We start from the raw sequence: 12,114 nt of genomic DNA on the forward strand, positions 1-12,114 counted from the left end.
GCAGAGCCGGACGAGCAGCCTGGACGGGTGATCCCCCGATTCAGCGTGGCACAGGGCCATGGCGTCGGCACTCCGGCCGGGACAGCGGCGACCTCATATTCGAGCAGGTGTTCGGATTCGGGGGTATCGTGGAGCCATGCACGCGCTCCAGGGCTCCCTCTTCGACCAGACCGACGAGATCCGGCTCGGCCCGCTCGCCGGGCTCCGGCGCACGCACCTCGGCGCCGGGGCCTGGGTGGACCGTCTCCCCGGCTGGCTGACCGGGGCCGACACCCTCTTCGAGAGCCTCGCCGCCGAGGTCCCGTGGCGCGCCGAACGCCGGCAGATGTACGACCGCGAGGTGGACGTGCCCCGGCTGCTCGCCTTCTACGGGGCCGGCGCGGAACTGCCCCACCCCGCCCTGACCGGAGCCCGCACGGCACTCGACCGGCACTACGCCGCCGAACTGCGCGAACCCTTCGTCACGGCCGGACTGTGCCTCTACCGAGACGGCCGGGACAGCGTCGCCTGGCACGGGGACCGCACCGGCCGCTCCGCGACGCAGGACACCATGGTCGCGATCCTCTCCGTCGGCGACCCCCGCGACCTCGTGCTCCGCCCCCGCGAAGGAGGCGCGACCCTGCTCCGGCTGCCCCTGGGGCACGGCGACCTCGTCGTCATGGGCGGCTCCTGCCAGCGGACCATGGAGCACGCCGTCCCCAAGACGTCACGCGCCGTCGGACCCCGGATCAGCGTCCAGTTCCGTACCCGCGGCGTCATGTGACGGGACGGCGCGCCGACTCGGCGGGCGCCGCCGCGTTGAGGTGTCATGGGGGCGCGCCCGACCGGGCCTTCCGCACCCCTCGCGAGCCGGATCGGATCGAAGCCGGGTGGACGATCGAAAGCCGGTGAACATGAGCGTCGAACGCCTCCGGGGCCGGTGGGCCGCACTCACGCCCGCCGCCGGGGGAGTCGTCATGGCCACCGGCATCCTCTCGGTCGGCCTGGACCTCGTCGGCCGCACCTGGATCTCCCTCGGCGCGCTCGCCGTCGCCGCGGCGCTGTGGCTCGTGCTGGCCGCCGACTTCGCGGGCCTGCTCGTCGCCGACCGAGGCCGGTTCAGGGCCGAGGCCTACACCCCCTCCGCCCTCACCGCCGTGGCCGCCACCACCGTGCTCGGCACCCGCATCGCGCAACTCGACCGGCCCGCCGCCCCGGCCACTGCCACCGCCCTCCTGGTGCTCGCCGCCGTCCTGTGGCCCGGACTGCTCGGCGCCGTCGTCCGGCACTGGCGCCGACGGATGCCCGGCGCCGCCTTCCTCGCCTGCGTCGCCACCCAAGGGCTCGCCGTGCTCGCCGCCACCCTGGCCGACGGACCGCGCCCCGACTGGCTCGCCCGGGTGGCCCTGGCCTGTTTCTGCCTCGGGCTGCTGCTCTACGCGCTGGCCCTGCCGCGCTTCGACTTCCGGGAGGTCACCGGCGGCGCGGGCGACCACTGGGTGGCCGGCGGGGCCCTGTCCATCACGGCCCTGGCGGGTGCGAAGCTCACCGCCTCCCCCCTCTGGACCGGCGCCGCGCACACCGCCCTGCGCACCCTCACCCTGGCCTGCCTCGCCGTCTCGCTCGCCTGGTACGCCGTCCTGCTCGCCGCCGAAGTGCGCAGTCCCCGCCCGCACTACGACATCCGCCGCTGGTCCACCGTCTTCCCCCTCGGCATGACCGCCACGGCCTGCCTGTCCACCGCGGCCGCGACCGGCCCGGGCTGGCTGCGGCCGCTGGGAGAGGTACTGCTCTGGATCGCGGTCGGAGCCTGCGTCCTCACCTGCACCGCGTTCCTCCTGTCCCGGCGCGGCGGCCGGCCCCCCTCCGGCCCGGGTTCCGCCGTACCGGACCCGTGACGGCGGCGGGCGATGCCGCGGCGGGCGCCGCGTCGGCGGGCCGGGTCCCGCCTCCGGTGGCGTGCCGCGCAGGCGCTCGGTTAGGGTCCCGGCATGGCGTACACGTTCCAGGTGACCATCGACTCCACGGACCCCCACCCGCTCGCCGACTGGTGGGCCGAGGCGCTCGGCTGGGAAGTCGAGCCCAGCGACGAACAGTTCATCCGCGGCGTGATCGCGGCCGGACACGCGACGGACGAGGACACGACGACCCACCGCGGCACGCTGGTCTGGAAGGTCGGAGCCGCGATCCGCCATCCCGAAGGACCCGAACACGCGCCGCGCGTGCTGTTCCAGCGGGTACCGGAGCCCAAGACCGTGAAGAACCGCGTCCACCTCGACGTCCGCATCGGGGAGGACGACCCGAAGACCGTCGTCGAGCGACTCCTGACCATGGGCGCGACCCACCTCCACGAAGGCCACCAGGGCCCCTTCCGCTGGACCACCCTCGCCGACCCGGAGGGCAACGAGCTCTGCATCACCTACTGACGGGACGTAGGCTCCCCGTGTGAACGTCATCCTCCTCGGCGGAACCGGAATGATCGGGCGGGGCGTCCTGCGCGAATGCCTGCGCGACGACGCCGTCACCCGCGTCCTGGCGATCGGGCGCACCCCGCTCGGCGTGAGCCACCCCAAGCTGCGCGAGGTCGTGCGGCCGGACCCGTCCGACCTGTCGGGCCTCGCCGCCGAACTCCCCGGTTACGACGCCTGCTTCTTCTGCCTCGGCGTCTCCTCCGTCGGCATGAAGGAGGAGGCCTACCGCCGCGTCACCCATGACCTGACGCTCGCCGTGGCCCGGCCGCTCGCCGCCGCCAACCCCCGGCTCACCTTCGTCTACGTCTCCGGCGAAGGCACGGACAGCACCGGCCGGGGGCGTTCCATGTGGGCCCGGGTCAAGGGCCGAACCGAGAACGACCTTCTGGAACTCCCCTTCCGGGCGCACATGTTCCGCCCCGGGATCGTCCAACCCGTGCGCGGCGTCCCCTCGAAGACCCGGCTCTACCGAACCCTCCACACGGTCACCGCACCACTGATCGCGGTGCTCCGGCGGATCGCACCGAACCTCGTCACCACCACCGACGACCTCGGCCGCGCCATGATCGCCGTCGCCGCCGGCGCCGAGGTCCCCGGCCGCATCCTGCGACCCCGGGACATCAACCGCCTGGGCGCTGCCCCCACCAGGCATAATTGACTACCGGGCGCTCCCTCCCACAGGCGAGAATGAGCCATCTCGAACCGGGAGGAACCCATGAGCCAGGACCACCTGACTCTGCATGACCTGGTGCCCGCACAGGCACTGGCCGAGTCGATCGCCGCCGGGTACGTCACCCGCAAGCCGCACCCCGAGCTGCCGCTGTCGATCTACACCTACACCAGGTCGGCCCAGTACGAAGGCGTCTGGGACCAGGTCACCACGCGCTGCCGCGGACTCGTGGCGGACGACAGCACCGGCGCGGTCGTCGCCCTGCCGCTGCCGAAGTTCTTCAACGTCGGCGAGCACGAGGCCGGCATGCCGTACGCGCCCGCCCTCCCGGACGAGCCGTTCGAGGTGTACGACAAGGTCGACGGCAGCCTCGCCGTGGTCTTCCACTACGCGGGCCGCTGGCGGGTCGCCTCCAAGGGGTCCTTCGTCAGCACCCAGGCCACCTGGGCCCAGCGGCGCCTCGACGGCAAGGACACCACCGGGCTGCGCCCGGGCGTCACCTACCTCGCCGAGATCCTGTACCCGCAGAACCGCATCGTCGTGAACTACGGCGACCGCCGGGACCTCGTCCTCCTCGCGGCCTTCGGCCCGGACGGCACCGAGGTCCCGCTCGCCGAGGCCGCGACCCACTGGGAGGGCGTCGGCTCCGTCGTCAAGGTGTGGCCCGCCATGCCCCTCGCCGAACTGATGGCGCTGACGGAGTCCAACACCATGCCCGGCGGCGCGCCCGCCACCGGCACCGACGCGGAGGGCTTCGTCCTGCGCTTCGCCTCCGGCGTGCGCGCCAAGGCCAAGCTCTCCGAGTACGTCCGGCTCCACCACGTCCTCACCGGAGTCAACGAGCGCGATATCTGGCGCGGCCACGGCATCCAGCGGTTCGCCGACGTGCCCGCCAAGCTGCTCGCGCAGGGCCTCAACTGCACCGTCGCCGACATCGAGGCCTCGGGCGGCAAGCCGTTGGACGCCCTGCTGGAGCAGGTGCCCGACGAGTTCGACGCCTGGGTCCGCGAGGTGATCGTCCGCCTGGAGCAGCAGGCCGCGGACCACGAGCGGGCCATCGACGAGGCCTACGCGAGCCTCGCGCACCTCGCCGCCGACCGGGGCGCCTTCGCCCGCGCCGTCAAGGAGCTGCCGGACCGGGACGTCCGCCCGGCGATGTTCACGCGGCTCGACGGCCGCTCCACCGAACTCACCAGCTGGCGCCACGTACGGCCCGACGTGGCCGACGCCGGCACCGGCGACGAGGAGGGCGCGGAGGGACCCGCGGGGACGCGCCGCCCCGTGCCCGGGGACTCCTCCCGCGCCGGCGCGTCGGCCGCGCCCCGCCCGGCGGCCCCCGCCGTGCGGAACACCGCTCCGCGCGGGGCCGCTCCGCGGGAAGCGGCGGACCCCGCGACGGACGGTGAGGCCGTGCTGCCCGTCGTGCACGTCATGACGGGTCTGCCCGCCTCCGGCAAGACGACCGCCGCCCGCGCCCTGCAGGCGCGGTCGGGCGGGCGGATGCGCCGCGTCAACCTCGACGACCTGCGGGCCATGCTCGACCTGCCGGACCCCGAGCGGAGCCGGTCCTTCGCGCACGAGCAGACCGTCCTGGAGGTGCAGGACGCGGCCGTCCGCGCCGCCGTCGAGGGAGGGTTCGACGTGGTCGTCGACAACACCCACCTGACGAAGAACATCCCGAAGCGGCTCAAGGCGGCGGTCGGCGGCCTCGCCACCTTCGTCGTGCACGACTTCACCGACGTGCCCCTGGAGGAGTGCCTGCGCCGCGACGCGGCCCGGGAACGCCAGGTCGGCGAGGAGATCATCCGGATCCTCGCGGACAAGCACCAGAAGGCCCGCAAGGGCGGCTGGCGGCTCACTGCGGAGTGGATGAACGGCGGCTCCGCCGGCGCGGCCCTGCCGGCCGTGCGCCCGTACGTCCCCGACCCGGCACTGCCCTCGGCCGTCATGTGCGACATCGACGGGACCCTGGCCCTGCTCGGCAACCGTGGACCGTACGACTTCTCGCGCTGCGAGCTCGACCTGCTCAACGAGTCCGTGCGGCACGCGCTCGACGCCTTCCGGCGCGCCGACGGCGACACGATCGTGCTGCTGTCGGGGCGCGGTGAGGAACACCGCCCGCAGACGGAGTCCTGGCTGCGGAGCCACCGGGTGCCCTACGACGAGCTGTGGATGAGGGCCGCCGGGGACTCGCGTCGCGACGACGTGGTCAAGGCGGAGCTCTTCGACGCGCACGTGCGCGACCGCTTCGCCGTGCGCGTCTCGCTCGACGACCGGGACCGGGTGGTGGCGGTCTGGCGCCGGATGGGCCTGCCCACCTGGCAGGTCAACTACGGCGACTTCTGAGGGGTGACGCCGTGACGGTCCTCATCGTGGACGCCGCGAACGTGGTGGGGTCCGTCCCCGACGGCTGGTGGCGGGACCGGCGCGCGGCCGCCGAGCGGCTGCGCGACCGGCTCGCGCTGCGGGACGCCGGGGAGGAGATCATCCTCGTGGTCGAGGGCGCCGCCCGGGGCGTCGCGTCCGTGCCCGGCGTACGGGTGGACGGGGCGCCCGGCAGCGGCGACGACCGGATCGTCGAGCTGGCCGCGGCCCACGCGGGCCGCGGCTGCGTCGTGGTCACGGCGGACCGGGAACTGCGCGAGCGGGTGCGGGCGTACGGAGCCGAGTGCGCCGGCCCCCGGAGCGTACGCCCGCAGGAGTGACCCGGACGGTCAGCGGCACCACTTCACGGGCGTGATGTTGTTGACGTAACGGGCGGAGACCCAGGCCTCCTTGCGGTCCTTGTGGTCCATGCGGCGCTCGTCGCCGCGGGCGCCGTCCGAGTCGTCGCGGGCGACCGGCTCGCTGCCGTTCATGTCCTCCTGGCGGTCCTTGCGGTCGAGGAGGTACCAGAGGTCGTTGCCGTCGACGCGCTCACCGCGCTGCTTGCACTCGATCGCCAGCTTCTGGTTCGGGTACACCTTGCCCAGCTCGTACCCGCGCGTGCTCGGCTTGCTGCGGACCTTCAGCGGCCCGCGGGAGACGACCTTGCCCAGGGCGTGGCGCGGCTTGGGGTAGATGACCGGGCCCCCGGTCTGGACGTCGTCGTACACGTCTTCCTGCGCGGGCTGGTCGAAGGACGGACCGTCGTCCGCGACGGCGAGGCCCGCACCGACCAGACCGAGCACCAGGCTTCCGGTGGCGAGAGCGAGGATGGTCCTGGTGGGCTTCAGCATGAGCCGCTCCTCTACGAAGACTTCCGCCCGGCCGCGTCGCGCGGCGCGGGGCGGCAACCAGGCGGCTGCCAGGGACGACTATGGCGAGGTGACGCCGCCGGGCCCGGCCGACGCACCGCCCTTTAGCCCGATATGCCCAATACGCGGCCGGGGTCGGGGCGGGTCGGACCCGGGGGTGCGCCGGCCGTACCGGTCGCCCGGTCGTCCGGACCGTGGTTCCTGGCCGCGGCAACCGACCTTCCTACTCAGGTGATTGGGCTCAGGTACTCAGGCGGTCGACCGGCCGCGCCGGCTACGGTGTGCGGAGCAGGGGGAACCGACGGCAGTTCAGGGGGCGGTCATGCGTCGAGCGAGGGCGTTGGCGGGAACAGGGGCAGTGGGCGGTGCGCTGGTGGTGTCCCTGCTGCTGACAGGATGCGGCAAGGACGCCGGCGGGGCCGAGGCGGAGCCCGGACCCTCGGGGACGGCCGTGACGGCCACGCCCTCCGCGCCGGCCGTCAGCGGGCCTCCCGCCGGGACGCCCGCACCGGTCCCCTCGGGGTCCACGCCCCCCGGGACGCTGCCGACGGCCTACACCTTCACGCCCGACCCGGTGCGCGTCCCGCACAACGCCGAGGAGGCGCGCCGGTTCACCCGGGCCGCCGCGCTGGACCCGGACTCCTGGTCGGCCGGGATGGTCCGGCACGATCCGTACGAGAGCGGCGGGGACCGGCCGGTCCTGTCGGCCGACTGCGCGTGGTCGCGCGGACCGATGCCCGCCGACGTGCTCGACAGCCACACCCGGCGGATCGACATGCCCGCCAAGGACGGCAAGGGCCGTGTCCTGGGCTCGGTCACGCTCACCGTGCACAGCGACGCGGCCGCCGCCGACCGCGACATGCAGGACACGGTGCAGCAGAGCTTCCGCTGCCCCGACCAGGACCTGGGCGGCGGGCAGTTCCTGCGGGGCCTGATGTCCATGCACCAGCCGAAGGAGTCGGTCCTGAACGCCGACGCCTCGATGTTCGAGTCCGGGAAGTTCATCTCGGCCGAAGCGGGCGGCCCCGGCGCACCACAGGGCTACGTGTGGACCAAGTCCCGGATCGGGAGCGTCGTGATGGCCCTCTCCGTCAAGGGGGCGCAGGGGTACGAGACCCGCGACCTCCTCATGCTGGCCGCCGAGGGCGGGGCGAAGGCCCTGTACCGCGTCGAACTGGAGCTGAAGTGAGCCTCCGCGCCGGCGCGCGGGTCGGGAGCGCCCGCTGATGCAGCCCCTGCACGCCACCGATCCCGCCCGGATCGGCGGCTACCGCGTCCTCGGCCGCCTCGGCGCGGGCGGCATGGGCGTCGTCCTGCTCGGCCGCTCCGCCGGCGGCGCCCTCGCCGCCGTCAAACTCGTCCGTGCCGAGTACGCCGACGACCCCGCCTTCCGGGTGCGCTTCCGCCGCGAGGTGGCCATCGCCCGCCGGGTGCGCAGCCCTTGGGCCGTGCCGGTCGTCGACGCCGACACGGAGGCCCCCGCACCCTGGCTCGCCACGGAGTTCGTGCCCGGACCGCCGCTCGGCGACGCCGTCGCCCGGGCCGGCGGACTGCCGCCCGACAGCGTGCGCTTCCTCGGGGCGCGGTTGGCGGAGGCCCTCGGGGCCGTGCACGGCGCCGGCCTGGTCCACCGCGACGTCAAGCCCGCGAACGTCCTGCTCGCCACCGACGGGCCCCGGCTCATCGACTTCGGGATCGCCCGGGCCCTGGACGACACCGTGCTGACCGCCACCGACGTGGTCATCGGTTCCCCGGGCTTCCTGTCCCCGGAGCAGGCGCAGGGCGGCCACATCGGACCGCCGAGCGACATCTTCGCGCTGGGCTGCGTCCTGGCGTACGCGGCCACCGGGCGCCGACCGTTCGGCTCGGGCCCCGTCGAGGCCATGCTCTTCCGCACCGTCCACGACACCGCCGACACCACCGGGATCCCGCACGACCTGCTGCCCCTCATCGCGGCCTGCCTCGCCAAGGCACCTGCCGACCGTCCGACGGCCGAGGGACTGCGCCTGGCCCTGACCGGGGACGCGCCCGGCCCCTGGCTGCCCGCGCCGCTGCTCCAGCTGATCGCGGAACGCTCGGCGCGGATGCTGCAACTCCCCGACATCGAACCGACCCGGCCGACGGCGCCGGTGCCCGGCCCCGGCGCCGCTCCGGACGACCCGGCGGCGGTGCCCGCCGACGCGGTCCCGACCGGAGCCGCCCCGGCCGGTACCTCCCCGCGCCGCCGGACCGTACTGGCCGCGGCCGCCCTGACCCTGGCGGGCGGCGGGGGCACGGCCGCCTGGTTCGCGCTGCGGAAGGATCCGCCCCGGGAGCCCGAGCTCCGCCCCGAGCGGCCCACCCTCACCATCGGCCTCCAGGCCGACCTGACCGGTCCCGGCCGGGCCGTCGGCGAGGCCCAGCGCGACGGCGCCCGACTGGCCGTGGAGGAACTCACCGCCCGTACCGAACTCCCCTTCTCCTACCGGCTGTCCGAGGCCGACGACCGGGGCGCCGCCGGCCCCGCCGCCGCGGTGGCCGAGCGCTTCGCCGCCGACGCGTCGGTGGTGGCCGTGCTCGCGGCCACCGCGGGCCCGGCCGTCGCCGCCGCGCTCGGCCGGTACGACCGGGCGGGCCTGCCCCTCCTCAGCGCCTCCGACGGCGACACCACGCGCATCAACCGCGTCTTCACCTGCCTGCGCCCCAACGACGCCTACCAGATGAGGCCCGTCGTGGAGTACCTGACCGGGCGGGACCGGGGCACCACGATGATCGTGGACGACGGCACCCCGTACGGCTGGCAGACCACCCGCGCCCTCAGCGAGGCCCTGCGCGCGGGCAAACGCCCCGTGACCCCGGCGACGGTGGCGGCGGACGCCGACCACACGGCCGTCGCCCGCGACGCCGCCGGAGCCGGGGCGGTGCTCTACGGCGGCGGTCCCGCGGGCGCGGCCCGCCTCGCCCGCGCCCTTGTCGCGACCGGGTACCGGGGCAGGGTGATCGGCACCCGGGCGGTGCACGACCCGCTGTTCCTCGCGGAGGCGGCCGGGAGCGCGGAGGGCTGGCTGGTCGTCTCCACCGCGGTGGATCCGGCCGCGGCTCCCGCGGCCCGCGCCTTCGACACCGCCTACCGGGCCCGGCACGGCGGTCCGGCCCCGCTGCACGCGGCGGAGGCCTACGACGCGGTGCACCTGCTGGCCCGCTGCGCGCAGGGCCTGGGTCGCGGCCGGGTGGAGCGGGGGGACCTGCTCGCGACGGTGCGCGCCACGAAGTACGAGGGAGTGTCGAAGAAGTACGCCTTCGAGGCGGCGAACGGCACCTTCACCGGTGACGGCGGCCTCCACTTCTACACGGTGTCCTCGGGCCGGTTCCGACTGCTCGGGGACCGGCCGACGGTCTGGCCCGCGTGACGGCGGAGAGAACCGGCCGGTCCTGGCCGATATGCGAGCACCCTTTCGGGGGACTCCCGTTCGTCCCGTGCGTGGCTAGCATTCTCGTAAGTGCTTGTCGTGCAATCCCATATGGGATTGCGTGATCATGTGCGTCCGAGAAGAAGGGGACCGAACATGCAGTTACGCAATGGGGTCGTGGCGAGCGAGATTCCCGACGTGACCTGGGTGAAGAGCAGTGCCAGCGTGGGCAACGGCAACTGTGTGGAGGTCGCCGCGCTCGACGGCGGTGGTGTGGCGATGCGGAACTCACGTTTCCCCGACGGGCCGGCGCTGGTGTTCACGGCGGCCGAGATCGAGGCGTTCGTCGACGGTGTGAAGCGATCCGAATTCGATCACCTGACGGGATGACGGCCGGACTCCGGGCCGCACCACAGGCTGAATTCCGGGCTAAATCGTAGGCCAAAGCTTGGACGGTCGGGTGGAGGGACTCCATTCTGATGACTGGGACCTGCCCCAGTCGTATAGGAGTCCACATGCCCGCTCTCCCCGAGCCGCTGCCCGATCAGGTCGCCCCGGTATTACCGCTGGGGAGAGAACCGGGCCGGGCGGCGGCCGGCCGTGTCCTGGGCCAGGCGCTTCGGGGGTTCCGTGAGGACCGCGGTCTCACCCTGCGGGACGTTGCTCCCGTCATCCGCGGATCCGTTTCGAAGATCAGCCGCCTGGAGCGGGGCGAGAGCCCTCCCAAGCCCAAGGACGTCCTGGACCTGGCCCGACACTACGGACTGGACGCCGAGGAAACGCGAACCCTCGAACGGCTTCTGGAGTTCGCCCAGGACTGCGAGTGGTACGAGCAGTACAGCGACGTGACACCCGGATACCTCAGGCGCCTCATCCAACTGGAGGGCGACGCCGAGGAGATCTGCCTCTACGAGAACCTCGTGGTCCCCGGAATCCTCCAAACACCTGACTACGCGGCGCACATGGTCAGGGCGGTCATGCCCAGTGCCCCGCACGAGGAGATCGTCCGGGTCGTCCAGCTGCGGACGCAGCGCCGCCTGCGGCTCATGGAGGGCGAGGTGCCGCGGCTGACCGTACTGCTCGACCAGGGCGTCCTGAAGCGGCGCTGCGGCAGCGCCGAGGTGATGCGCGAGCAGCTCTCGTACCTGCTGAGCGCCGGTGACACCGCCAGGGTCAACATCCGCATCCTCGACATGACGTCGGGGTACGTCGCCGCGCCGCCGTACCCGATCACCCATCTCAAGTTCCGCGACGGCGGACCCGGCGAGCTGGCGTACGTCGAGCACATCAACGGCGCGAACTACGTGACCCGGCCGCGGGCCCTGGACGACCACCGCAACGCGCTGAGCAACCTGCGGGTCGCGGCGGCCTCCAGGGACCGCAGTCGGGAACTGATCGTCGAGGCGCTGGACGCCTTCCGCTGAACCGGGGTCAGCGCAGTCGGCCCACGCCGCCCCACTCGACCCAGTCCCTCGGCCGGAGTTCGGCCGGCGGGGGAGTGCTGTCCGGCCGCCAGTCCACCACGTCCACGAGACGCGGTTCGAGGATCTCCAGACCGTCGAAGTACCGTTCGACCTCGTGGGTTTCGCGCACCCGGCCCCAATGCCCGTGCGTGCTCACGTCCATGAGGCGGGTGACGTCCTCGCGCACGATCGGATCGTCGCTGACGAGCTGGCAGATCACCATGAAGCTGCCCGGCGGGAGCATGGCCGCGGTCCGGCGCACGACCGCCGCGGGATCCATTTCGTCGCCGGTGTCGGGAATGCAGTGCAGGACCGACACGAACAGGGCGGCCATCGGCGCCTCCCAGTCCAGGAAGGTGTCCGTCGCCCGCCGGATCGAGGCGGTGTCGCGCATGTCCCGCGAGATGACCAGGGTGCCGGCGTTGTCGTGGAGGGTCGTCTGGGCGTGCGCGAGGACCATCGGATCGTTGTCGACGTAGGCGACCTTGCAGCGGGGATCGACGCGCTGGGCCACCTCGTGGACGTTGTCCTGGGTGGGGAGGCCGGATCCGTGATCGAGGAACTGCCGGATGCCGTAGTCCTCGACGAGGGTCCGCACGACCCGGGTGAGGAACGCCCGGTTGTTCCGGGCCAGGAGTTGGGTGCTGGGTGCGATCTCCAGCAGTTTGGCGCAGGCCGTGCGGTCGCTGTCGTAGTTCTCCACGCCGCCCAACAGCCAGTCGTACATCCGCGCCACGCTCGGGGTGTGCATGTCGATCACGGGTGGCTGGGGGTTCTGCCCTAAGTCCATGTGCCCTCCTCGTGGCCCTGCCGGGCCTGTGCCGTGGAACCGGCCCATGGTAGGGAGTGGCCGGTCCCCCTGCCAATGACCCGTACCGGCTTCCGGCCGGTCCCACGGCCCGCCGC

Annotated in this window: 12 protein-coding genes; 10 read left to right on the forward strand and 2 right to left on the reverse strand. The window is 73.4% G+C overall.

What is annotated here, in order from left to right:
- Positions 1 to 136 precede the first annotated feature (136 nt).
- The 6 genes from ACFVS6_RS32525 (at position 137) to ACFVS6_RS32550 (ending at position 5,825) form a co-directional block, all read left to right on the forward strand.
- Complete coding sequence (locus ACFVS6_RS32525) at positions 137 to 763, forward strand: alpha-ketoglutarate-dependent dioxygenase AlkB (RefSeq protein ID WP_389709548.1); 627 nt, start codon at positions 137 to 139, stop codon at positions 761 to 763.
- Between the two features lie 130 nt (positions 764 to 893).
- On the forward strand, positions 894 to 1,877 hold the full coding sequence (locus ACFVS6_RS32530) for a tellurite resistance/C4-dicarboxylate transporter family protein (RefSeq protein WP_389709549.1): 984 nt from the start codon (positions 894 to 896) through the stop codon (positions 1,875 to 1,877).
- 93 nt (positions 1,878 to 1,970) lie between these two features.
- Positions 1,971 to 2,405 (forward strand): VOC family protein, encoded by a 435-nt coding sequence (locus tag ACFVS6_RS32535; protein WP_389709551.1) that lies wholly within the window; start codon positions 1,971 to 1,973, stop codon positions 2,403 to 2,405.
- Positions 2,406 to 2,424: 19 nt separating this feature from the next.
- Positions 2,425 to 3,108, forward strand: coding sequence for an epimerase (locus ACFVS6_RS32540; protein WP_389709553.1), 684 nt, complete (start codon positions 2,425 to 2,427; stop codon positions 3,106 to 3,108).
- A gap of 57 nt (positions 3,109 to 3,165) precedes the next feature.
- Entirely contained in the window at positions 3,166 to 5,466 is a 2,301-nt protein-coding gene (locus tag ACFVS6_RS32545) for an AAA family ATPase (RefSeq protein ID WP_389709555.1), read from the forward strand.
- 11 nt (positions 5,467 to 5,477) lie between these two features.
- Entirely contained in the window at positions 5,478 to 5,825 is a 348-nt protein-coding gene (locus ACFVS6_RS32550) for an NTP pyrophosphohydrolase (RefSeq protein WP_389709557.1), read from the forward strand.
- Positions 5,826 to 5,834: 9 nt separating this feature from the next.
- On the opposite strand, the gene ACFVS6_RS32555 is transcribed toward ACFVS6_RS32550, so the two are convergent.
- The gene (locus tag ACFVS6_RS32555) at positions 5,835 to 6,338 is read right to left on the reverse strand and encodes a hypothetical protein (protein WP_389709558.1); all 504 of its coding nucleotides are present in this window, start codon (positions 6,336 to 6,338) and stop codon (positions 5,835 to 5,837) included.
- Positions 6,339 to 6,678: 340 nt separating this feature from the next.
- Between ACFVS6_RS32555 and ACFVS6_RS32560 the strand changes: the two genes are divergently transcribed.
- The 4 genes from ACFVS6_RS32560 to ACFVS6_RS32575 all read left to right on the forward strand — a co-directional run bounded on the left by ACFVS6_RS32560 (position 6,679) and on the right by ACFVS6_RS32575 (position 11,169).
- Entirely contained in the window at positions 6,679 to 7,545 is an 867-nt protein-coding gene (locus tag ACFVS6_RS32560) for a hypothetical protein (protein WP_389709560.1), read from the forward strand.
- 37 nt (positions 7,546 to 7,582) lie between these two features.
- Positions 7,583 to 9,745 (forward strand): bifunctional serine/threonine-protein kinase/ABC transporter substrate-binding protein, encoded by a 2,163-nt coding sequence (locus tag ACFVS6_RS32565; RefSeq protein WP_389709562.1) that lies wholly within the window; start codon positions 7,583 to 7,585, stop codon positions 9,743 to 9,745.
- Positions 9,746 to 9,901: 156 nt separating this feature from the next.
- Positions 9,902 to 10,135, forward strand: a complete 234-nt coding sequence (locus ACFVS6_RS32570) for a DUF397 domain-containing protein (RefSeq protein ID WP_389709627.1) — start codon at positions 9,902 to 9,904, stop codon at positions 10,133 to 10,135.
- A gap of 125 nt (positions 10,136 to 10,260) precedes the next feature.
- The gene (locus ACFVS6_RS32575; RefSeq protein ID WP_389709563.1) at positions 10,261 to 11,169 is read left to right on the forward strand and encodes a helix-turn-helix domain-containing protein; all 909 of its coding nucleotides are present in this window, start codon (positions 10,261 to 10,263) and stop codon (positions 11,167 to 11,169) included.
- Positions 11,170 to 11,176: 7 nt separating this feature from the next.
- Here the strand turns inward: ACFVS6_RS32575 and ACFVS6_RS32580 are convergent, their stop codons facing one another.
- Positions 11,177 to 11,998: an SAM-dependent methyltransferase gene (locus tag ACFVS6_RS32580; RefSeq protein ID WP_389709564.1), complete on the reverse strand. Its 822-nt coding sequence runs from the start codon at positions 11,996 to 11,998 to the stop codon at positions 11,177 to 11,179.
- Positions 11,999 to 12,114 lie beyond the last annotated feature (116 nt).

The organism is Streptomyces sp. NPDC057939, from assembly GCF_042887545.1.
In the GTDB taxonomy this organism is placed as follows: Bacteria; Actinomycetota; Actinomycetes; order Streptomycetales; family Streptomycetaceae; genus Streptomyces.